At 68.0% G+C, this 21,183-nt stretch carries 25 protein-coding genes and 1 pseudogene; 14 read left to right on the top strand and 12 right to left on the bottom strand.

The window, feature by feature from the left end; all coding sequences use genetic code 11:
• Positions 1–129 precede the first annotated feature (129 nt).
• Together ACQP2O_RS53190 and ACQP2O_RS53185 are read left to right on the top strand one after the other, a co-directional pair.
• Positions 130–723, top strand: coding sequence for an ArsR/SmtB family transcription factor (locus ACQP2O_RS53190; protein WP_433178118.1), 594 nt, complete (start codon positions 130–132; stop codon positions 721–723).
• Positions 724–832: 109 nt separating this feature from the next.
• Complete coding sequence (locus tag ACQP2O_RS53185; protein WP_433178116.1) at positions 833–2,320, top strand: alpha/beta hydrolase family protein; 1,488 nt, start codon at positions 833–835, stop codon at positions 2,318–2,320.
• A 59-nt stretch (positions 2,321–2,379) separates the two neighbouring features.
• Here ACQP2O_RS53185 and ACQP2O_RS53180 read toward each other — a convergent pair whose 3' ends face one another.
• From ACQP2O_RS53180 to ACQP2O_RS53170, 3 genes are all read right to left on the bottom strand, one after another.
• Positions 2,380–3,513 carry an RNA-guided endonuclease InsQ/TnpB family protein gene (locus ACQP2O_RS53180; RefSeq protein WP_433178114.1) on the bottom strand — a complete coding sequence of 378 codons (1,134 nt, stop codon included), beginning with the start codon at positions 3,511–3,513 and terminating at the stop codon, positions 2,380–2,382.
• Between the two features lie 129 nt (positions 3,514–3,642).
• Positions 3,643–4,086: a GNAT family N-acetyltransferase gene (locus ACQP2O_RS53175; protein ID WP_433178111.1), complete on the bottom strand. Its 444-nt coding sequence runs from the start codon at positions 4,084–4,086 to the stop codon at positions 3,643–3,645.
• A gap of 65 nt (positions 4,087–4,151) precedes the next feature.
• Entirely contained in the window at positions 4,152–4,547 is a 396-nt protein-coding gene (locus ACQP2O_RS53170; protein WP_433178108.1) for an LppP/LprE family lipoprotein, read from the bottom strand.
• Between ACQP2O_RS53170 and ACQP2O_RS53165 the strand changes: the two genes are divergently transcribed.
• Complete coding sequence (locus ACQP2O_RS53165; RefSeq protein WP_433178106.1) at positions 4,546–4,809, top strand: hypothetical protein; 264 nt, start codon at positions 4,546–4,548, stop codon at positions 4,807–4,809. The two genes, ACQP2O_RS53170 and ACQP2O_RS53165, sit on opposite strands and share 2 nt — an antisense overlap.
• Positions 4,810–5,134: 325 nt before the next feature.
• Here the strand turns inward: ACQP2O_RS53165 and ACQP2O_RS53160 are convergent, their stop codons facing one another.
• The gene (locus ACQP2O_RS53160; RefSeq protein ID WP_433178104.1) at positions 5,135–5,848 is read right to left on the bottom strand and encodes a hemerythrin domain-containing protein; all 714 of its coding nucleotides are present in this window, start codon (positions 5,846–5,848) and stop codon (positions 5,135–5,137) included.
• Positions 5,849–6,077: 229 nt separating this feature from the next.
• On the opposite strand from ACQP2O_RS53160, the pseudogene ACQP2O_RS53155 reads away from it, so the two are divergent.
• A pseudogene (locus ACQP2O_RS53155) lies at positions 6,078–6,683 on the top strand (DUF6879 family protein).
• A 49-nt stretch (positions 6,684–6,732) separates the two neighbouring features.
• On the opposite strand, the gene ACQP2O_RS53150 reads toward ACQP2O_RS53155, so the two are convergent.
• Genes ACQP2O_RS53150 through ACQP2O_RS53140 form a run of 3 tightly spaced genes read right to left on the bottom strand, consistent with a single transcriptional unit; the run spans position 6,733 to position 8,362 of the window.
• Positions 6,733–7,473, bottom strand: a complete 741-nt coding sequence (locus tag ACQP2O_RS53150) for a DUF6082 family protein (protein WP_433178101.1) — start codon at positions 7,471–7,473, stop codon at positions 6,733–6,735.
• Positions 7,474–7,494: 21 nt separating this feature from the next.
• The gene (locus tag ACQP2O_RS53145; RefSeq protein ID WP_433178099.1) at positions 7,495–8,100 is read right to left on the bottom strand and encodes a DUF6879 family protein; all 606 of its coding nucleotides are present in this window, start codon (positions 8,098–8,100) and stop codon (positions 7,495–7,497) included.
• Positions 8,093–8,362: a hypothetical protein gene (locus ACQP2O_RS53140; protein WP_433178097.1), complete on the bottom strand. Its 270-nt coding sequence runs from the start codon at positions 8,360–8,362 to the stop codon at positions 8,093–8,095. The genes ACQP2O_RS53145 and ACQP2O_RS53140 overlap by 8 nt, the downstream gene beginning before the upstream one ends.
• A 290-nt stretch (positions 8,363–8,652) precedes the next feature.
• Between ACQP2O_RS53140 and ACQP2O_RS53135 the strand changes: the two genes are divergently transcribed.
• Positions 8,653–8,997, top strand: coding sequence for a PadR family transcriptional regulator (locus ACQP2O_RS53135; protein WP_433178095.1), 345 nt, complete (start codon positions 8,653–8,655; stop codon positions 8,995–8,997).
• A gap of 5 nt (positions 8,998–9,002) precedes the next feature.
• A complete protein-coding gene (locus ACQP2O_RS53130; protein ID WP_433178093.1) occupies positions 9,003–9,620 on the top strand; it encodes an HAAS signaling domain-containing protein in 618 nt (205 codons plus the stop codon).
• Positions 9,621–9,683: 63 nt separating this feature from the next.
• Here ACQP2O_RS53130 and ACQP2O_RS53125 read toward each other — a convergent pair whose 3' ends face one another.
• The 3 genes from ACQP2O_RS53125 to ACQP2O_RS53115 all read right to left on the bottom strand — a co-directional run bounded on the left by ACQP2O_RS53125 (position 9,684) and on the right by ACQP2O_RS53115 (position 11,526).
• Positions 9,684–10,004: a DUF1330 domain-containing protein gene (locus tag ACQP2O_RS53125; protein WP_433178091.1), complete on the bottom strand. Its 321-nt coding sequence runs from the start codon at positions 10,002–10,004 to the stop codon at positions 9,684–9,686.
• A gap of 179 nt (positions 10,005–10,183) precedes the next feature.
• On the bottom strand, positions 10,184–10,747 hold the full coding sequence (locus ACQP2O_RS53120; RefSeq protein ID WP_433178089.1) for a hypothetical protein: 564 nt from the start codon (positions 10,745–10,747) through the stop codon (positions 10,184–10,186).
• A gap of 398 nt (positions 10,748–11,145) precedes the next feature.
• On the bottom strand, positions 11,146–11,526 hold the full coding sequence (locus ACQP2O_RS53115; protein ID WP_433178086.1) for a hypothetical protein: 381 nt from the start codon (positions 11,524–11,526) through the stop codon (positions 11,146–11,148).
• A gap of 231 nt (positions 11,527–11,757) precedes the next feature.
• Between ACQP2O_RS53115 and ACQP2O_RS53110 the strand changes: the two genes are divergently transcribed.
• The 8 genes from ACQP2O_RS53110 to ACQP2O_RS53075 all read left to right on the top strand — a co-directional run bounded on the left by ACQP2O_RS53110 (position 11,758) and on the right by ACQP2O_RS53075 (position 19,157).
• Complete coding sequence (locus ACQP2O_RS53110; protein ID WP_433178084.1) at positions 11,758–12,213, top strand: hypothetical protein; 456 nt, start codon at positions 11,758–11,760, stop codon at positions 12,211–12,213.
• Positions 12,214–12,573: 360 nt separating this feature from the next.
• The gene (locus ACQP2O_RS53105) at positions 12,574–13,056 is read left to right on the top strand and encodes an LppU/SCO3897 family protein (protein ID WP_433178082.1); all 483 of its coding nucleotides are present in this window, start codon (positions 12,574–12,576) and stop codon (positions 13,054–13,056) included.
• A gap of 254 nt (positions 13,057–13,310) precedes the next feature.
• Positions 13,311–13,793: a YbjN domain-containing protein gene (locus ACQP2O_RS53100; protein ID WP_433178080.1), complete on the top strand. Its 483-nt coding sequence runs from the start codon at positions 13,311–13,313 to the stop codon at positions 13,791–13,793.
• A gap of 120 nt (positions 13,794–13,913) precedes the next feature.
• Complete coding sequence (locus tag ACQP2O_RS53095; RefSeq protein WP_433178078.1) at positions 13,914–14,327, top strand: hypothetical protein; 414 nt, start codon at positions 13,914–13,916, stop codon at positions 14,325–14,327.
• 226 nt (positions 14,328–14,553) lie between these two features.
• Positions 14,554–17,139, top strand: a complete 2,586-nt coding sequence (locus ACQP2O_RS53090) for an MFS transporter (protein WP_433178076.1) — start codon at positions 14,554–14,556, stop codon at positions 17,137–17,139.
• A gap of 375 nt (positions 17,140–17,514) precedes the next feature.
• A complete protein-coding gene (locus tag ACQP2O_RS53085; protein WP_433178074.1) occupies positions 17,515–17,991 on the top strand; it encodes a MarR family winged helix-turn-helix transcriptional regulator in 477 nt (158 codons plus the stop codon).
• 27 nt (positions 17,992–18,018) lie between these two features.
• Entirely contained in the window at positions 18,019–18,450 is a 432-nt protein-coding gene (locus ACQP2O_RS53080; RefSeq protein ID WP_433178069.1) for a hypothetical protein, read from the top strand.
• Positions 18,451–18,542: 92 nt separating this feature from the next.
• Positions 18,543–19,157, top strand: coding sequence for a DUF1349 domain-containing protein (locus ACQP2O_RS53075; protein WP_433178067.1), 615 nt, complete (start codon positions 18,543–18,545; stop codon positions 19,155–19,157).
• A gap of 170 nt (positions 19,158–19,327) precedes the next feature.
• Here ACQP2O_RS53075 and ACQP2O_RS53070 read toward each other — a convergent pair whose 3' ends face one another.
• Together ACQP2O_RS53070 and ACQP2O_RS53065 are read right to left on the bottom strand one after the other, a co-directional pair.
• Positions 19,328–20,176 (bottom strand): MBL fold metallo-hydrolase, encoded by an 849-nt coding sequence (locus ACQP2O_RS53070; RefSeq protein ID WP_433178065.1) that lies wholly within the window; start codon positions 20,174–20,176, stop codon positions 19,328–19,330.
• Between the two features lie 54 nt (positions 20,177–20,230).
• Entirely contained in the window at positions 20,231–20,974 is a 744-nt protein-coding gene (locus tag ACQP2O_RS53065) for a hypothetical protein (protein WP_433178063.1), read from the bottom strand.
• Between the last annotated feature and the right edge of the window lie 209 nt (positions 20,975–21,183).

Genomic DNA, 21,183 nt, shown 5'->3' with positions numbered 1-21,183 from the left:
CGGCACGATGTGACAGCCCGACGAATGTGATGCGCGTCTCCCGGTCCGTGCCCTGGCTGACCGACCCGCTGGCCGGAGTGATGCAAAGACTCTTTGCAAAGACCCTTTGCGAGTGTTTATGATCAGCGCATGGCGGATCGCCCTCCAGCTCAGGAGATCACGGACGTCGCGGTGCTTCGGCTGCTCGCGCACCCCCTCAGACGCAAGATCGAGGAGTGTCTGCGTGACGGGCCGGTCAACTCCGCGACCCTCGCGCGGGCGCTCGGTGAGAGCACCGGGGCGACCAGCTACCACCTTCGGCAACTCGCCAAGCACGGGCTCGTCGAGGAGGTTCCCGAACTGTCGAAGGGACGGGAACGCTGGTGGCGCGCTGTGCCCGGTGATCGACGGTTCCCGCCGTACAGCCGCCAGACCCCGGAGGTGCGCGAGGCGCTTTCGGAGATGATGCGGCACAACTTCGCCGAACTCGTCGAGCTCTTCTCCCGCTTCGCGGCCGACCGGGAGGCGCTGGGCGACTGGGCGGACGCGTTCCTGTTCTCCCGCGCCACCCTCCGTCTCACGCTCGATGAATCGAAGGAGTTCTTCGAGGAGTACATCGCGCTGATCTACCGCTACTCACGACCCAAGGAGGAGACGCCTCCCGGCGCACGTCCGATGCATGTCCGGCTCCTCGGTATCCCCGAGGCGGACACCTCAACACCCACGGCAGGCTCCGAGGAATGAGCCGGGCCGCCGAGCCTGCACGCTCGGCGACCCGGTGAACGGAGCCCGTGTCACCACGCCATACGGCGTGTCTTCGCGTACACGAACCCCAGAGAAAGGAGAGCACGTCGTGCTGCTCTCATTCAAATCCCGCCGCGTACGAGCGGTCGGATGGGCGATCGGCCTGCTGGCGTCGCTTCCGGCTCTCATCCCGTCGTCGGCACCGGCGCGCCCCGCCGCGTACGACTCCGCCGGCCCGAGTACCACCTCCGTGAACCGTAGCGACGTCTCCTTCCGCGGCGGCGACGGTGTGCTCCTGCACGGCACGGTCGTCGCACCGAGCAGGAGCACCCGCCCGGTCCCGGGCGTCGTGCTGGTGGGCGGCTCGGGTCCGGCGCCCCGGCAGGAGTACACGCAGGAGGCCGAGGCGTTCGCCCGCGCCGGGATCGCCGCGCTCATCTACGACAAGCGGACCGTCGGCTACTCGAAGATGCACCGCGACTTCTCGCTCCTCGCCACCGACGCGCTCGCCGGCGTGCGGACCCTCCGGGCCCGTCCCGGCGTCGACCCCGCGAAGGTCGGGCTGTGGGGGTTCAGCGAAGGCGGCTGGGTCCTGCCGCTGGTCGCGTCGCGGTCTTCGGACGTCGCGTTCCTGATCACGATCGGTGGGCCCGGTTACACGCCGTTGCGCACGCAGACCTGGTACCTCGCCGTCCACTTGCGGCATCAGAACGTCTCCGGATCACTTCTCGACACGGTCAGCGGACCGGCGGCGCACCTCGTGGACGGCGCGGGACTGTTCCCCTCGGCCGGGTACGACCCGGTGCCCGCGCTCGAGCGCGTGCGGCAGCCGGTCCTCGCGTTCTGGGGTGAACACGACACGCAGGTGCCGCCGCGAGAAAGTTCGGAGATCTTCGAACGCGTCCTCGCCCGCGCGGGAAACCAGCACGTCACCGTACGGTTCGTCGCCGGCGGCGGCCACAACGGCCACCGTACGACCGACGGGTTCGACCACCTCGGCGGGCCGCTGCTGGGCGGCCATCCACTGGGCGCCATCGTCCCCGACTACGCGGCCACGATGACCTCGTGGGTCCACCAGGTCGCCGATGGCCGCGCGCCGCTGTCCAGCGCCGCCGCACCTCCACGGCAGGCCCTCACCAGCCGTGCCCCGACGAACGGCGCCTGGTACGAGGCGAACGCTCTTCAGTGGGTCGCGATCGCGTTTTTCCTGGTGGCATTCGCCGGATACCTGGTGACCGGGGTCATACGCCGGATCACCGGGCGCACGAAAGCAAAGGGACCGGCATCCCGCTCAGCCCGCCTGCTCGCGGCGACGGGTCTGGTGACCGTCCTCGGAACACTGCTGTTCACGGTCACGGTCTTCGCGACCAGCGGACAGCTCATCGGGCCGGTCCTCGTCGGTCGCCCGCTCCCGTGGCTGATTCTCCAACTCCTCGCCGTCATCGTCGTCGGCGCCACGGTCGCGACCGCGACGATCGCCTGGCGGAATCGGCGCACACCGACGTCCGGCGGCTTGCGCATCCGCGTCGCCATGGCGGTGGCCGCGGGAGCGATCTTCATCCCGTGGGCGGCCTACTGGGGTCTCCTCGCCTGTTGACTTCCTCCCCCCTCCTGAAGGAGGGGGGAGTCCCGTCGGCCTGGTGGCCGATCCGGCCTTTAGGCCGGGCGCCTCGCGGCGCGGGGTTCCTGTTTCAGCGCCGAATGCGGAAGGGAGGACCCTTGCCGTCTTACACCAGCTCCACAGGCATCACCGGGGGTTTGCCCGGTTCCGGCTCGACCAGCCGCAAGGATGTTCTTGGCCGCGTTGATGTCCCGGTCGTGCCGGGTGCGGCAGCCCGGACACGTCCAGTGCCGGGTGGAAAGACTCAGCTGCGCGAGCAGATGCCCACACGCCGAGCAGGTCTTGGAGGAGGGGTACCAGCGGTCGATCACGACCAGGCGCCGTCCGGCCCGTTCGGCCTTGTATTCGAGTTGCCTGCGGAACTCGCTCCATCCCGCATCACTGATCGCCCGCGCCAGCATGTGGTTCTTGACCATGTTGGTGACCGCGAGGTCTTCGATGACGATCGTGTCGGCCCTGCGGATCAGGTTGGTGCTGGTGCGGTGCAGGAAGTCGTTCCGGGCGTTGCGGACCTTGCGGTGGGCGCGGGCGACCTTGGCCTTGGCCTTACGTCGGTTCATGCTCCCGCGCTGGCAGCGGGCCATGCGCCGCTGGTAGCGGGCCAGGTTGCGGGCCTTGCGCTCCAGATGCCGGGGGTTGGCGATGCGATCCCCGTCGGAGGTGACCGCGAAGTCCTTCACGCCGAGGTCGATTCCGATGGCGTGCTCGGCCTCGTCCATGGGCTCGGGCGCGTCGGTGTCGATGGCGAACGTGACGTACCAGCGGCCGTCCGGATCCCGGGAGATGACGACCATGGTGGGGTTGAGCGTGGACACTTCGACGTCGTCGAAGGACCACACGAACCTCACCGGCGTGGCGGTCTTGGCCATGTGAAGCTCGCCGTTCTTCATGCGAAACGCCGAGCGGGTGTAGTGCGCGGTCTGCCGGGAGCTGCGGTTCTTGAACCGCGGGTACTTCGCGCGGCCCGCGAAGAAGTTCGCGAACGCCGCATGCTGATGCCGCAGCGTCTGCTGCAGCGGAACCGACGATACCTCCGACAAGAACGCCAGATCCTCGGTCCTCTTCCACCCCGTCAGCGCCGCATCCGTCTGTTTGTAAGAGGTCTTCTCACCTCGCTCGTGATACGCCGCGTGGCGTTCGGCGAGGGTCTTGTTCCACACCAGACGCACACACCCGAACGTGCGGTTGAACACCGCTACTTGTTCGGGGTCCGGGTAAGCCCGGCGGAGGACTAGGTGAACCTCGCCCACGTCGTCGGCCGCCGCGGACGGTGACCTCGAGTGGCAACGAGGCGGCGCTCAGGCCAGCCGCAAGTCGATCCAGAAGACGTCGTCGCCGGGCAACTGGTACCTGTCGAACTCGACGAAGCCGTGCTTCTCGGCGAAGCGCAGGCCGTCGACGTTCGCGGCCCAGATGACCGTTTCGATCACCTCGGCGTCGAGCTCCCGCGCCTCCGTCAGCCCTCGCTCGAACAGTGCCTCCCCGAACCCCTGGCGGCGGTGTTCGGGGAGGACCCGGGCGATCACCGTGGCCGTGGATCCGTTGTCGCTCGTCGGCGGGCGTACCGTCGTGCAGCCCACGAGGACGTCGTCGGCGTACGCGACGTCCAGCAGATTGCGCCCCGAACGCTCACGGACCTCGTCGAGCGACAGCGTGGCAGTAGGGATGATCAGGTTGTGGACGTACCGCCAGTCTTTGAGGCTGGCCTCGTCGTCCACCCGTTCGATGCGAAGGTTGGGCACCGGCACAGAGAAGCGCACTTCGCCGTACGGCGTCAAAGGGGAAATCGGTCAGATACGACCGGCGGTCAGGGCAGGAGCTTCACGCGGACCGGACCGCCGTGGTGGGGCACCTGACCGGACGGGACGAAGCCGTCGTTGTCCTGCCAGGCGTACGTGATGGTGACGGGCGGCAGGGAGGCGCAGCACTCCGGGTCCTGGGCCGCGTAGTGCGTGTACGTCACTGTGAAATAGCCGGGACCGGCGGTGATACCGCGGATGGAGTCGGTCTCCGTCACGGCGTCCCAGCCGAGGAACTTCGTGCCGTGCCAGAAGAAGACGAGCTGACCCTTGCCGTCCGCGGTCGGGGTGCGCTGGCCGACGACGGCGGTGAGGTTGCCGTTCTCCCGATCCGAGGTGGTCACCGGCTTGCCGCCAGCGGCGAAGTGGGTGGACGGGTTCGCGACCTCGACGGTCCGGGTCATGGCGGCCTGGATCGCGGCACTGTCCGGGACGCCGGCGGCGGACACGGGGGCGCCGCTCGTCGGCGCCGGCGAAACGGGCTGGGGCGTCCCCACCGCGGCCGGAGATCCGGGCTTCGTGGGCGAAGCCGACCCGGCCGGGGTCCCCGACGCCGACGGTTCCGAGGAATTGCCAGTCGGCTTACAGCCCGTGGCGGCGATGGCGGCAAGGAGGATGACCGCCGCCGTACGAGGCCGGACGGCGGAGACAACGGCGTTCTTGTGAATCACGGCAACGTCTTTCTACGGCATCGTCGCGTCGAGTGTCCTGGCTTCGGCAATCCAATTCCGACGCATCGGATCCGGAAGATCGTAGCGGTGCGCTGTCCCATCTCATCGGCGGCGTCGGTGGCTGCCGGCCGAGGCGGGAAATGGCGTACCGGTCCAGATGCGGTCGGCCGGTCTCGGGTTCTCCGTATCGGGAATCGTCGACCGTATCGGCGATCAGGATCGTACAGTCCTGCTGACGCTCCGCCTCAATACTTCAATAGGATCAGAAGTGACCAACCCGCCGTTGCGTTTCTTCGTCCATTCCGCCGTACGGGCGGTGGTCAGACGTGCGGGGTGAACTTCGAGAGCTGGTAGACGTCCAGCTCCCGCTCGATGCCGGCGACGCGATCGACGATGCCCGTGAAGCCCGCGGTGCCGAACCGCCGGTGCTCCTCGTCCTCGAAACGCTCGCCCATCTCGGCGAACTCGCGCGCCGGCATGATGTCGCGGAACGTCGGGAACACGACGGTGTCCTCCCGGGCCTCGTGCGGCGCGTACATCCGGTCGAAGGACCTCATGGCGTGGACGACCCGTTTGCGGGTGCGCTCGTCGGCCAGTCCTTGGGCGGTGGCGCCGGCCAGGATGCGACTGGTGAGGATCCGGCCCTTCTCGTGCTGTGTCTTCAGCACGGCGACGGTGTCGACCAGCTTTCCGGCCTTGCGCAGTCGCGGGAAGACGTAATTCTCCTCGAGCTTCTCGTGGTACTGCTCGATGAACGTACGGATGATGTCGGCGGACGCGCGGAGCGCCTCCGGAGGAAGATCCTTGCCGTGTCGCAGCCGCCGCTCCGCCTCCTCGTAGATCAGCAGAACCCGCTTCAACACGCCGTGCTCCCGCATGAGGTCCTCGGTCGGCGGAACCTCCTCGGCGGGGGCCACGGTGACGTCTCCAGCCGCCGTACGGCCGCCGGCCGAGGCGAGCACGACGCCACCGGCCGTCGCCGCCGACAGACGTAGCAGGCGGCGGCGCTCAAAGGCCGGGTCGACACCGGTCATCAGGACCCCCTCATCCCCTGGCTGTCGCGGACCCGATGCTCGGGGACGTACCCGCTGGAAGTCCCCAAACGGCGACGAGTCGACCAAAGCCGCGTAAGGTTCCCGTCATTGGCAGGTCGTACGGCGGGGGCCCTCCTGTGCTCTAAGGCGATTACAACCAATCAGCGATCACCTTGGTTGCTGCGATGGTATTTTTGCCGCGTCGAAGGCGCCTGCCCAATACGGGGAAATGATGCTAGAAGAGGTGCGTGCCGTCGCGGCCACCCGGCTTAGTGTAGATGAGTACCTATCGGACTTTTGGCCGTATTTCTCTGACTCTACGGATGCGTTCATAAAGCTCGAAAGACGTCAGACCTTCCGGGAGCCTGACGATCCGAGCTGGCGGGCGCTCGATGCCGGTGATTGGGCGGAGGCGGTCCGGCTCATCGATGAACGTAGAGATCAGATCCAGGCGCCGGTACGGGAGTCCGGCGGTCTCACGATGCGCCGGGTCCGGATCGTCGAGCGGCCGTACACGCCCTACCTTCAGTGGGAGCTGTAATACATCCGGCTTCGAGCTGAGGCAGGCGAGGGCATCCGCGTTATCGACGCCGCCGATATCCGACATCTCGAAGAGCGCGGACTATTGCCGGAGCTGGTAATTCGCGACACCGTCGTCATGTATGAAGTCCTATACGACATCGACGGCGACCTTGAGGGCGCGCGGAAGATCGTGGACCGAGATTTCATCGAAATGATCCGTAGCGAAGTGGTAGATCTATACGCGGCCGCCGACGAGCTCAACTCCTTGTTGGAGGGTGAGCCGTCCATCTTGCCGCCTCCCGTACGAGAGTAAGTAAGAACGTCGCCGTCGGACCCGGTTTACGGGATGTCGGGTGACCGACTTAACGTCGGCCAAGGACCCGGCGGAGTATTTGGTAGAACACCATCGCGGTGGCACCTGCGCTCACCCACAGCAGGCGTTCCTTCGCCGTCGTCCGGCGTACGACGGTGGACGCTGGGGCGGGACGGCCGGTTGGCGTCGGCAGGCGAGCTCGGTTGTACTCCTCGTCGAGGATCTCGTGGAATCGTCGCTCTCGGCGGTTGGCCGATGTGGAGAGCCGTGCCTCTCGGGCGTTCCTCCAATAGTCGCGCCCGATCTCACCCTGGAACATCTCGTTGGCGATGACACGTAGGCGGGCTTCCGGCAGCGCTCTCGTCTCGAAGGACAACGACCACTCAGCGATGATCATGTTCGTATAGAGCAGTTGCTTGCGGGTCTTCGGATCGTCGGGTTGCGGCACCGGCCCCCAACACTCGTCGAGGTCAGGGTCCTCCATCGCCATCTTGAGGAGATCCCCGATCGCCTGGCGTCGCGTCTCGTCCCGGGCGAGTTTCGTCTCGCGTGCTTGATAGCTCAAAGTTAGGACGATGCCGGCCAAGGCCAGTACCGAGACGATGGCGGACGCCGCGCCGTACGTCTGACCGATGAAGCTGAACCGTTCCCACTTATCGGTGGGCCCGTGGAAGGCTCCGAGCGCGATCGGAGAGATACCGATCAGAGCAACGGCCGTTGCGGCGATGAGCAGAAGAACGGCCGTGGTGAGCGCGCTTTTGATGCTTCGGTTACCGATTCGTCGGCTCATGCCTCTTTGTGGGTCCGGCCCTCACGGGGGCGATGGCAGGAGCGTCATGATCTCACGGGTGAAGTAGCGCGAGAAGGGCTCTGCCACCTCCCACAGTGCCGCGACCTCCTCGATGGCCCGCCGCATCACGTCTGGGTCGTCGATGCGTCTGGCCCCACATGGCCGCCAGTCCTTGTCGTATCTGATGTGGTAGAGCGCATGCTCGTCGACGACGATCTCCGGGAGGACACCGTCGCGCTCAACGGCGCGTACGTGTTCGGCATCGAGGACGCGGATCGCGGTGCCTTCTTCTGCCAGGATCCTGAACCATTGCATCTCCCATAGCAGGTATCGCGACACCGGCCGTTCGACGATGCGCAGGCGCCGAAGCTCAGTGCCCTGCCGCGCGTAGTTCTCCACCTCGGCCCGCGCGCCGGCTCGCTCGCTCTCGAACACCGCGAGGACTCGATGCCAGTCATCCGCGACGAATGCCTGCCAGCTGGGGTCATCGTCCGGTTCATGGAAGTACTGAGAGCGTTCGAGCTTCCAGATCGGCCTGGTCAGGTGATGAGTTTCCACACGGCGTATGGCGTGATAGGCCGCGACGTCGAGGGTCTTGCCGGCGATCTTGTGTATGCGACTAAGCATCCGGGATGTCCGGTTTGGCAGCGCTCAACATGTTTCCGGGGATGACAACGAGGCGTTCGTCGATGCCGATCCGGACGTCAGCGGGCAGCCGGTCGGCGAACACCGCCGTCATGTCACGTCCGACGATCGCGATGTCGCCGTTGTCGAGCTCCCAGATGTCGGGACAGTCGTTGGTGGTGCGGCTGTTTCCTAATTCAGCGGCGGTCTTACCGAGCCGACGTCTGAATTGAGCTCCTCGGTCGGCTTCCCAGGGACGAGGCACGGTTGTCTCCTTGCCTGTTCAACGACTCGCCAGGACTGTCGCACGTTAGCGGGCGCGACACAAGCTTCCTCGGAGTTCGGTACTTGTTCCATCCGGCATGAGACAAATGTGTCGTAGGGGGACGCTTTCAAATCGCTAGGGCGAGCCGGGCGACACCTTTGTCATTTCATCGGCGTCATCGATTTCGAATTCATCACCGGGGTGGGCATGTGCCAGGCACCCGTGGTGAGGGGCAGCGGAGGGCCGTCCCTTCCTAGACACGCCATGTCAAGCTAGGTACTATGCGTCGCATGGAACCGGGTGACGCATCGAACCTTCTCACGCAGATGCGGAGGGGAGCGCTGCCGTACTGCGTGCTGGCGCTGTTGCGTCACGAGCAGCGGTACGGCGTCGAGATCGTACGGATGCTCGGCGAGGTCGACGGCATGGTCATCAGCGAGGGGACGATCTACCCGCTGCTGTCCCGGCTGCGGCGCCAAGGGCTGGTCGAGACGGTGTGGCAGGAGTCCACCACCGGCCCGCCGCGGCGCTACTACCGGCTCACGCCCGCGGGACATCAGGCGCTGGAGGCCTTCACCGCGGAGTGGGAGCGGTTCAGCGGCGCGGTCGAGCATTTCATCGGGAAAGGGACGTGAGGGCGATGACGGTGACCGATGAACTGATCGGGGATTACCTCGGCCGTCTCGAGGCGGCGGCGCGGGGGCTGCCGCCGGATCGCCGGGCGGAGTTGGTCGCGGAGATCCGGGAGCATATCGACACCGTGCTGGCGCAGAGCCCCGACCGGACCGAAGCCACCGTACGGACGATTCTCGACCGTCTCGGTACCCCAGAGGAGATCGTTCAGGAGGCCGGCGTCGGCCTGCCGGAGACGTCGCCGGTACGCGCGGCGACGGCTGCGCAGGCGTCTCCTCGGACGCGCGCGGGTGCCTACGAGATCGCGACGGTCATCCTCCTGCTGATCGGCGGCATCGTCCTGCCCCTGCTCGGCTGGCTCATCGGGGCGGTGCTGCTCTGGGCGTCCGCGCGCTGGACGCTCCGCGACAAGCTGATCGGCACGCTGGTGTTCCCCGGCGGGCTGGTCATCCCGGCCTACTACCTCTTCTTCTGGGGCGGGATGACCACCTGTGACGCGACGGGCCACTGCGAGTCGTCCGGTACCTCGGTCGGCACCGCCTCGACGGTCTTGCTGGTCACTCTCGTCGGCTCCCTCGCATCGGCGGCGTACCTGCTGCACCGGGCGCGACGCGCTGGGGCCTGACGATTCGCGGCACCTCGCCGGGCCCGAGCGAGCTCGCTTGTGCTCGGACCACCTCGAACGGTCTCACGCGAGAACGTCGGTGGCGCGGTGGTCGTCGCCGGCGCCGTCGATGAGCAGGATGGTGCTGCGGGAGTGGTCCGCGCGCAGCGGGATGATCTCGCGATAGGCGGGGGAGTCGTACCAGGCGCGCGCCTTGTCCAGGTCGGGGAACTCGATGACGGCCAGGTCGCCCGACCAGTCGCCCTCCCGCACGTCGGCTTTGGCACCGTGGATCGCGAAGCGCCCACCGTACGGCTCCAGGGTCGCGTCGATCCGCTCGAGGTACTCGACGATCGCCGGTCCCAGGTCGACGTCGTGCAGGTGTCCGATGGCGTATGCAGCCATGATTCTCCTCAATCGTCTCGGCCGCGGAGCGGTTCTCCGCTGCTGACAGACCTAAGGATCACCTGCATGAGGTATAAGAAGCGATTACGTGTGGAGTAATGCGCACGCCTCGTACGCCGAGCCTGATGGCACACCGCGTGACTACAGCGGCCACGCCGCCCGGGTGAACCTGCCGCCGTTCACAGGAGAACGATCCGCTCCCACCCATAGTCATCCAGGCCGTAGCCGAAGAAGTTGTTCGGGATGATGTTCGACCAGGGATCCGGCATCTCGCCGCCGCGGTAGGCGGTGAGAATCGTCCATGCGTGGTCCAGGCAGTTGTTTCCGAACGCGGTATAGCCCCAGTTCTTCGCATCGTTGGCCAGTTGCGTGGCCCCGCCGACGGCACTCGTGGGCGTGTTCTTGCACCGGTACCGCGTGTAGCCGATCGAGCTGTCGCGGAAAGTGTTCCTGGCCGCGGTGAAGTCCCCTGAGCCGGTCCAGGCGCCGTTGTACTGCCCCGGCGGAACGGCATAGTCACCCGCCGCATTGTCATCGGTGGCTCCGAACACCCACTGACCGCTGGTGCCCACCTCGAACGCCCAGCCGACATGCCCGGCCCCCAGGACCGCGCTCGGCGCGTTGAACATGCAGATCCGGCCGGGGCCGAGGGCGTACGCCGTGCCACTGCCGATGACCACGATGCCGGTGACGACCGGCAGCAGGCACGCCAGCGTCGCCAGAAGCCTGCGCAGGACCTTCATGAAGCTCACCTTCTTGGTCAGAGACTTGGTCCGAATCCCGGGACCCACTCAGCCTGCGCCGTGGTTGCGCGTGATCCTCACCGCGAGAACGCGCACCCTTTGGCGCTCTGCCACGGTGAGGGTCGGTTTTTAGCTTTTGCACAAGTACAAGCCCGTGCTGATCAAGAAGTTCACGATCTGGGGTCACGAGGAGAACACCGGCAAGCACGTCAAGGTCGGCGGAGCCTGGCCGTGCGCTTGGCCAACAAGACGAAGTTCGCCGCCGATGGCGGGTTCGCGGCCGACCTTCAGTACATCGGTGGCGGCAGGCTCGTCGTCCGCTTCACGTAAGGCTCCGGCCGTGAAGGGTCACCGTCGGCGGCGCGGCCGGCGGTGACCCCTGGGCCGAAGGGGCGAGGTCAGCCGCAGGCCGACTTGAGCTCCTTGCCCGCGCTGATCAGGTCCGTGGAGTCGGGCATCTGCGGGTTGCCGCCGGCCGCCGACTTCACCTGGCTCCCGAGCTTCTCCATCGCGGACGCAGCGTGGTTCGCCGCCTTCTCGACGTCGCCGTCGCCGGAGTCCTTGCCCTCCTGCCGCATGGTCGCGGCGCCGGTGGCGTACGTCTGCGCCAGCGCGTTCGGGTTGTTGATCTGGGTCATGCCCGTGCGGCTGGTCTGCTGGATGGTGTTCTGGAGCTTCTCGCACGCGGCCTTCTTGTCCGCGCTGCCACAGGCGGTGGCCGACAGCGCGAGCGCGGTCGTCAGGGTGAGCGCTCCGGCGAGGCGAAGGGGGGTCTGCATCACTGATGGATCCTTCGTAGTCGTTCGTTGTGCCGCCTGGGCGAGGTCCCAGACCCCTATTCGATACGCATGTGGCCAATGTGGTTCCAGTGAGTCACGGTCGCCGGGTGTATCGGCCTGCGTTCCGGTTGTTACGGAGGGGGCGGCACCGTAGGGTGTCGGTCGCCGGATCATGATCATCTTTGGTCCGGTCCCGCCAGAGGCGCGGTGAATCCCCCGAAGGAAGCCCACGTGTCCAAGCGACTTGTCTCTCTATCCCTGGCCGCCGGAATGGTGCTCGCCGCGCTGGTGCTGCCCGCCGCCGGTGCCGACGCGTCCGTCACCTCGCAGGCGCCGGAGGCCAAGTGGTCCCTCCACACCAAGATGACGAAGAAGACCCTCGCCGCAGGCAAGGGGTTCAAGGCTCTTCGTACGGGCCCGATCTACCTCGCGCTCACCAACACGGACGGCACCGAGCCGCTCAAACTCCGGCTCGTCACCTGCGACAGCCGACACGTCGCGTTCACCGACTGGAGGGGCAGCGACTCGCCGCCGCTCATGCGGAAGAACAAGTACTACGCGATGACGCTCAACGGGAAGCCGCGCACCATCAAGAAGGGCACCTGCTTCACCGTGCAGGCGGCCGCGTACCACCTCTTCGTGCCAAAGACGATCAAGGGCAAGGTCAAGGACGCCAAGGCCCGCTGACGTCTCGTACGGCCGAGGCTCAGCCGCCACCGAGGGTGATCGACAGGATCCTCTGAGGGACGTGCGAGAATCCCGGGACGGTTCCCGATCTCTCTGCTCGATCGAGCGTGATCGTCGGAACGTCCCCCTCGGGGAGGCGACCCGCACGTGGCCTCCCCGGTTCGTTCACCAGGAGGATCGATGTCCGCGCCGTACCCCCCACAGCCCTCGCCGCAAGACGGATCGCCCAACTGGCAGCAGCCCAACCCGATGCCGCCCTCCGGCCCGGCGGGCCCGGGACCCGGCGGGCCGTACGGCATGCAGCCTCCTCCCGGTGGACCCGGACCGGGCATGCCTCCTCCCGGTGGACCTGGACCCGGCATGCCTCCTCCCGGTATGCCCGGGCCCGGCATGCCTCCCGGTCCGCCCGGCGCGTACGGTGGTCCGCCCGGACCGTACGGTCCGCCGCCGGGGCTCGCGCCCGACCAGCGCCGGAAGCGGCTGCTGATCGTCCTGCCGATCGCGCTCGTCGCCCTGGTGGGCATCATCGTCATCAACCGGCTGTCATCCGGTTCCGACGAGGCGGCCGTCGGTGACTGCGTCAAGAAGACGTCGGACCAGACCACCTCGAGCGGTAAGCACATCACGGGCGACAACATCAAGACCGTCGCCTGCACGGACGCGTCGGCCACCTACAAGGTCGTCGGCAAGGTCCAGCACGTCTCCCGGATCAGCGTCAGCATCGAGGAGATGAACGGCGGCAAGGGCGCCTGCAGCCCGTACCCCTCGGCGACCGTCCGCTACTGGCGCGGCAAAACAAGCGGGGACGGTTACGTGCTCTGCCTCGCCCCGAACCAGCACTGAGCGAACCGGAGGTCAACGCTCGGCATGGAAGGAGCGTGCCGGGCGACGCGGTGGGATTCGGCGACCTGTGCTCCGGGCACCGTCTCGGTGTCCATGCCTGCACGCCAGGGACGGGATATTTCGCCCACGGTCGAATCGATCGCCCGGTCGTACGGCTGGCCGATCGCTGGTTCCAGCGGAAAGTTACGGTAACGCGTCTCCAATGGCGTTGGTGAGGCACAATCTGACTACTGTCCGCGAGAAGGGAGTCACGCATGGAAGCCGAACCTCCGAGTAGTCCGTCCTCCAGCGGTCCTCACGCGTGCGTCGTCCGGCCCGACCTCGAGCTCCTGGAAGACGTACTGGACCAGTTGGAGATCAGCTCGTTCCGCGACTCCCGTGGCCGCCTGGGTACGAGGTGGCCGTGCTTCAGCCTCTTCTTCACCATCCACGACGAGGACGAGGTCTTCTCCGCGCGCACGATCTATGACCACTTCTTCAGCGTCGAGGACAAGTCGACGCTCTGCGGGGTCCTCGACGAGTGGAACCGCGACACCACCGGCCTGAAGGTCTACACCGCCACCGACGACGACGGCAGTGTGATCATCGTCAGCGAGGCGATGATGCGCGTCGACGGCGGGGTGACCCGTGAGCAGTTCGCCGCGAGTACTGCCGTCTGGCTCGGGAACGCCGGGTCCTTCCACCTGTGGCTCACCCAGCGGCTCTCCCTCTCCGGCCTCGCCGGCGAGCCGCTCTGAGGTCACCTTCCCGTCGGCCGACCGTCACGGACGGGCCTCCCAGACCATGATCAACAACGCTTATTGTTGATCATCCGGATCGGCGTGATCCGGGCTGTGCGACGTATGGCTGGGAGAGACATGAACGGGATGAAGAGGCTCGCCGTGCTGACGCTCGGGGGCGGCATCGCGCTGACGGCGTCGGTTGGGACGGCGGCGGCCGGGACGCAGCCGTACACCCCGGAGCAGATCTGCGGGTCCGGTTTCCAGGTGGTCGAGTCGCAGCCGCTGGGCAAGGCCGGCGAGGCACGCGTCTACTGGCTCAACAACGGTCCGAGCAACTGCGTGGTGACCCTCAAGGGGGACTCGTACGTCGGGAACTCCGTCAAGATCTCGGCCTCTCTGACGACCGGTGCGACCGTCAAGGTCGACGGTCCCGCCGCGTACAAGTACTACGCCGGTGCGGTCAAGGCGGACAACCCGACGGGCGAATGCGTCGTCTACGGCGGCACGTACGGCTCCTACAAGTTCACCTCCCAGCCGGCCTGCGGCTGACCCGCACCCACGACCCGAGGGTCGACCAGGCCGTACGGCCGTGGTCGGCCCTTTTCATTTTCCTATCGCCCACCTCGTCATGCGCGCAGGCGCGGATGGTGTTCCGACCTCGTCGAGGGAATGCCGACGGGATGAGACACGTTGCTTAGGGCAACCAAGTACATCTATAGTTGCTTTGGGCAAATAAGTCATGGGCCCGTACGGCCATGGAGCGATAAGGAGCTTGATGACAACCGCAGCACCGGCCGGGGTACGGGCTAGCACCGGCCACGGCGCGGACGCCCCGATGTCTCATCGGCAGATCATGGAAGCGCTGTCGGGCCTGCTACTCGGGCTGTTCGTCGCCATCCTGTCGTCGACCGTCGTGTCGAACGCACTGCCGACGATCACCGCCGACCTGCACGCGAGCCAGACCGCCTACACCTGGGTGATCACCGCCACCCTGCTGGCGACCACGATCTCCACCCCCATCTGGGGCAAGCTCGCGGACCTGACGAGCAAGAAGCTCCTCATCCAGCTGGGCCTGCTGGTGTACGTCCTCGGTTCGGCGTTCGCCGGCCTGTCGCAGAACTCCGGCATGCTCATCTCGGCGCGGGTCGTGCAGGGCCTCGGCGCCGGCGCGCTCACCGCCCTGGCTCAGACGATCATGGCGGTGATGATCCCGCCGCGGGAGCGTGGCCGCTACTCCGGCTATATGGGCGCGGTGTTCGCGCTGGCCACGATCGGCGGCCCGCTGATCGGCGGGGCCATCGTCGACACGTCCTGGCTGGGCTGGCGCTGGTGCTTCTACGTCGGCGTCCCCTTCGCGGTCCTCGCCCTGATCGTGCTGCAGAAGACCCTGCACCTGCCGGTCAGCAAGCGGAAGGTCAAGATCGACTGGTTCGGTTCCACGCTGCTCACCGCCGCGGTGTCCCTGCTGCTCATCTGGGTCTCGTTCGCGGGTAACAAGTACGACTGGCTGTCCTGGCAGACCGGCGCGATGGTCGGCGGCGCCGTGGTCCTCGCCCTGATCTTCGTCCTCGTCGAGATCAAGGCCGCCGAGCCGATCGTGCCGATGCACCTGTTCCGCAACCCCACGATGAGCCTGGCCGTGGTGGCGAGCCTGTTCATCGGCGTCGCGATGTTCGGCTCGACGACCTTCCTCAGCCAGTACTTCCAGCTCGCCCGCGGCGACTCGCCGACGAAGGCCGGCATCATGACCCTGCCGATGATCGCCGGGCTGGCGCTCGCGTCGACCATCAGCGGCCGGATCATCACCCGCACCGGCCGCTACAAGGCCTTCATGGTCAGCGGCGGCGTCCTCATGACGGCCGGGTACGCCCTGATGAGCATGCTGCGTCACGACACGGCGTACTGGGAAGCCTCGATCTTCATGTTCCTCGTCGGCGTCGGTCTCGGGACGACGATGCAGAACACCGTGCTGGCCGTGCAGAACCAGGTGCGCAACGACCAGATGGGCGCGGCCAGCTCGTCCGTCTCGCTGTTCCGTACGCTCGGCGGCGCGATCGGTGTCTCGGCGCTCGGCGCGCTGCTGTCCAACCGGGTGACGCACTACACGGCGGAAGGCATGGCCCGCCTCGGCGTTCGGGGTGCCGGCCTGTCCAGCGGCGGCAGCGAGTCCATCCCCAAGCTGTCCGCGCTGCCCGCCCCGATCCGCGCGGTCGTCGAGGACTCCTTCGGCCACGGCATCGGCAACGTCTTCCTGTTCGCCGCGCCGTGCGTGTTCGTCGCGCTGCTCGCCATCGTGTTCATCAAGGAAGTGCCGCTGCGCACCGCGAACCTCGGGCAGCAGACGGCACCGGCGGGCGCCGCCCCGCGCGGCCAGCACGCCCGGCGCGAGGAGCCGGCCCTGGCGAACCGGCCGGTTTTCCCGGTCGCTCCCGAGACGCGGCAGGACGGCATTCCGGTCTCTCCGCTCGCTTCCGAGGTACGGCAGGACGGCCTGCCGGTCGCCGCGTTGCGGCAGGGCGGCCTTCCGGGCTCCACGGCTGTTCCCGAGGTGCGGCAGGACGGTCTTCTCGGCTCCCCGGTCGCGCCCGAGGTGCGGCAGGGCGGCGTCATCCGCGGCGTCATCCGCAATGCCGACGGCACGCCCGTACCCGGTGCGGCGATCACACTGATCGACATCCGTGGCCGCCAGATCGGTCGCGCGGTGGCGCGGCCGGACGGCCGGTACGAGGTGGCCACTCCCGGCAGCGGCACGTACGTGCTGATCGCGGCGGCCGGCGACCACGACCCGCAGGCCGCGACGCTGGTCACCGGCGACCGGCCGCTCGACTTCGACCTCGTCCTCACCGGCAACGGCGGCCTTGCCGGCACCGTGCGGGACATGAACGGCGCGCCCGTCGCGGACGCGATGATCGTCGTCACCGACGTTCGCGGCGAGGTCGTCGCGAGTGGGGTGACCGACGCCGAGGGCGGTTACGCCTTCACCCAGGTGGTCGCCGGGACGTACACGGTCGCGGTCAGCGCCGAGGGCCACCGCCCGGCCGCGGTGCCGGCCGAGGTCGGCGGCGACTCGGGAGTGACCCGGCAGGACGTCGAGCTGCGGCCCGGCGCCCGGATCGCCGGAACCGTGCAGGCGCACGGCCACGGCCCGGTCGCCGACGCCCGCGTCACCCTGCTCGACGCGGCCGGCAACGTCGTCGGCGTCACCGTGACCGGCTCGAACGGTCGGTACTCCTTCGCCGACCTGACCGGCGGCCAGTACACCGTCACCGCAGCCGGGTACGCGCCCGTGGCCAGCGCGGTCAGCCTCAACGGGCACGACGAGGACGCGCACGACATGTGGTTCGGCCACCCGGCGGCGTGACCGACAGGACCGGGCCGGCCCGCCCCTGCCCGGTCCCTCGCCCCGACCCGGTCGCTTGCCCCGACCGGGTCACCCGCCCGACCGGGTCACCTGCCCGTGCGGGTCACCTGCCCGTGCGGGTCACCTGCACCGACCCGGTCACTCGCCGGGCCCGGTCACCTGCCCGGGTCGGTCACCCGCCCGGGTCCGTCACCCGCCCGGGAGGGTCACTTGCCCGGGTCGGCTCCGGCCCGGGTCGGTCACCCGCCTGGGGCAGCTCCGGCCCGGTCACGCGCCCCGGTCGTGCCACTCTTGAAGGAAACGCGAAACCGGGCCGCGCGGGGTGGGATCATGCCATTCGGCCTCGCCGACGGCACGGCTCAAGGGAAGCGAACGATGACCGAAGCACCAGTTTCGCCCGATACCGGTAAGCACGAGGCGTACCACGCCCTCGAGCACGAGATCGGCGTCCTGCTGCGCCGCGCGCGGGCGCTGTCCACCCAGATGATGCGCGAGGTCCATCCGGGGCTCGACTCCGCGGCGTACGGGCTGCTCGTCGGGTTGCGCGAGTGCGCGCCGGCCCGGCCCAGCGACCTCGCGGAGTACTTCGGGATCGGCAAGGCCACCATGACCCGTCAGTTGAAGGTCCTGGAGGAGCTCGGCCTGATCGAGCGGCGGCCGGATCCGGACGACCGGCGCGCGCACCGGTTCGACGTCACTGCCGAGGGGCGTCGGCGGATGGACGCCATCAGCACCGCCCGTCAGGACAGGTTCCACAAGCTGCTCGGCGCCTGGCCGGAGGAGGACGTCCGCGTCCTCGCCACGATGCTGGCCCGCTTCAACCGCCTGGTCGGCCGGGTAAAGATCGATTAACTTTCCGCTGCCAGTAATCTTCGGCGGATGCGGCGAATACTCATCTTCTGCACCGTTGCCGGAATGCTCGCGTCGGCCACCGCCTGCGGTGGCGGTTCGAAGGCGAAGGACGACCCCGCCTCCGCCAGTCCGAGCGAGAAGGCGGCCGGCTCCGGTGGCGGGGCGAAGAAGTCCGGGGAACCGAAGTCCAAGCCCGCGGGCGGCGCTCACGAGGTAGTCCTGGAGGTGCTGGGCTCGGGGGAGCTCTCGGGGATCCTCTACAACGCGGGCGGCAACGGCAGCGCCTCGAACGTGAAGCTGCCGTGGAAGAAGACCGCCAAGGTGAAGGGCGGACTGCTCGCCGTGCTGGCCAACGCGCCGTCGCAGCAGAAGATCACCTGCCAGATCACGGTCGACGGGTCGGTCGTCACCAAGAAGACGGGCATGGTCGCCCAGTGCCGGTACATGCTGAAGAAATGAACGCCCGGCGCACTCTGTACGAATTCCGGGCCGCGGCCTACTTTCTCCTTGGGAGCGCTCCAAAACACGCCTGGCGGACCTAAGGAGACGGTGTGGCGCGTGCAGTCGGGCAGCTAGGAATCCCCCGCATCCCCGTGTCGTTGCGGTGGGAAGGAGAGCCGGCGAGTTCATACCGGATGACGGACGACGGATTCGAGATCTCTGCCGGTCCGGGCACGGACCTGTTCATCGACCCGCAGCGGACGGCCGTGACGCTGAACGCGCCGCACCTGCTCGCCTGCGCGGAGGGCGACTTTCTGCTCAGCGCCCGCGTCCAGGTGGACTTCCAGTCCACGTTCGACGCGGGCGCGCTGCTCGTGTGGCTGAACGACCGTGCCTGGGCCAAGCTCGCCTTCGAGCTGTCCCCGCAGCGGGAGCCCATGGTCGTGTCCGTGGTCACGCGCGGCACGTCCGACGACTGCAACGCCTTCGTCGTGGACGGGGGTCAGGTCTGGCTGCGGGTGGCGCGGGTCGGCACGGCGTACGCCTTCCACGCCTCGACCGACGGCGCGTACTGGCGGCTCATCCGCCACTTCGCGCTCTACGCCTCGGAGGTCCCGTCGTACGGCTTCGAGGCCCAGTCGCCCACCGGCGCCGGCTGCACCGCGACGTTCGACGCGATCGCCTACGAGCCGAGACGCCTGCTGGACCTGCGTGACGGTTCCTAGCGAGCCGAGGCACCTGCTCGACCTGCGTGACGGTTCCTAGCGAGCCGACGCGCCTACTCGACCTGCGCGACGGCTGGCGAAGCCGAAGCGCCTGCTCGACCCGCGTGATGGTTCCTGAGCGAGACCAGGCGCCTGCTGGATCCGTGCGATGGCTTCTGAGCCGTGATCGCCTACGATCCCAGGCGCCTGCTCGGCCTGCGGGACGGCTCCTGAGCCGTCGCTTTCCGGCGTTCGAGCTCCACCGGGTCGTGGGCGGAGAACATCGTGACGTCGCCGGTCCGGGCCAGCTCCCGGAGCCGGCCGACGTTGTGCAGCCGCGTCGTACGGTCGGCCTGCACGAGGGACTGGAAGACGCGCAGGCCGGGCGGGCAGGCGCCCGACTCGATCTGGCGGTGGTGGAAGTAGGCGTCCCCGGCGTGCAGGAGCCAGCCGTCGCCGGTGTCCACCGCGACGCCGGCGTGGCCGCGCGTGTGCCCGGTGAGCGGGATCAGGAGCAGCCCGCCGGGAAGGCCGCGTACGGATTCGAACCCGTGCCAGCGTTCGCCGCCCGGGTGGTGCTCGACCCAGCGCGGGCGGTGCGACCACACCGCGGTCCGGTAGCGCTCCCGCTCGAGCAGCGTCACGGGCCGCCGGGCCGCCTCCAGCTCCGCGACGTGCACATGCACCTCCGCGTCGGGGAAGTCGGTGAGCCCGCTCGTGTGGTCGACGTCGAGGTGGGTCAGCACGATGTGGCGTACGTCGGCGGCGGCGTAGCCGAGCGCCGCGACCTGGCGGACGGCCGTCTCACCCAGGTCGAGCCGGGGCCGGGTCATCGCGGCGAAGGAGCGGCCCAGGATCTCCTTCGGCCGGGCGACGGCTTGCGTCCCGATCCCCGTGTCGACCAGGATGAGGCCCTCGTCGGACTCGATGAGCAGGCAGTGGCAGACCAGCCGGGCCGACGCGAGCCGGTCGCCGCTCTCATTGAGGATGCGTCCGCCGAAGGGGTACATCGTGCCGCAGTTGAGATGATGGACACGCACGCGAAAACCCCCAAATCACCGCCATCCCCGGGGGGTCATCGTAGGACAGCGTGATCAACCATGACGAGCCCCTGACTCGGGGGACATCGCTTTTCTCGACGCGCGGCGGAGCCGGCCGGCGGCCGGGACGGCGAGGGCGGCCAGGATGCCGAGGGCGATGGCGACGACGTGCTCGCGCCCGGCCAGGTTGGGCAGCAGGGTGACCTCGGTGACCATCGCGGTGAGCAGGACGGTCATCGTGCGCGGGGCGCGGCGGACGCAGCACACGTACGCGACGAGCGCGACGACGGCCGCCGACGGGCCGGTGTCGGAGACGTACCGGGAGATCCACGGCAGGCCGACGATCGAGTCCGGTCCGAGGTAGCACATGATCCGGCCGCTGAGCGTGCACAGGAAGGTCGCGGTCAGCGCGACCATGAGCGTACGGCGCCACCCGATCAGCGCCTCGGCGATCCCGAACACGACGAACACCTGCAGCAGCGAGCCCCACACCGGGAGGTTCGGCGCCGGAGCGTACATCGACGCGGGTAGCCGGACGACGGCGAGGTAGAACGGGGTGGAGGCCGAAACGTCGCTGATCAGCCGGACGATGTACGTGCCGAGCGAGGAGAAGTGGAGCGACCAGAGGATCAGCACCGTGGCGGACGAGCCGAACGCCAGAGGCAGCCGGCCTCGCCGTAGCCGGGCGAGCGGCTCGGCGGTCAGCAGCAGCAGCTCGGCCACGATGCCCGTGATCCAGGCAGGCCGGAGACGTCCGGCGGGCGGCCGGCCGGGGATAAGACCGGTGGCGGTGCTCACACTGTTTCCTCGTGGGGGAGACCCTTTGTGGGGGTTCGCTGGAGCCTTGACGTAATCATCACCGAGGGAGGGCCCCGCGTCCTCACACCGCAGGCTGATTCTGGCTCCCCCGCAAGGTGGAGGGAACCTCCGCGCCTCCTACCGATGTGACACTGATCGCGAAACGTGTTCAAGAGGGATCGAATAGTCCGATTTGGGGAGGAAGAGGA

Source organism: Actinoallomurus sp. CA-150999 (assembly GCF_050942425.1).
Taxonomy (GTDB): domain Bacteria; phylum Actinomycetota; class Actinomycetes; order Streptosporangiales; family Streptosporangiaceae; genus Actinoallomurus.
The sequence above is the reverse complement of the archived record's forward strand: the minus strand, read 5'-3'. Positions and strand labels throughout refer to the sequence as shown.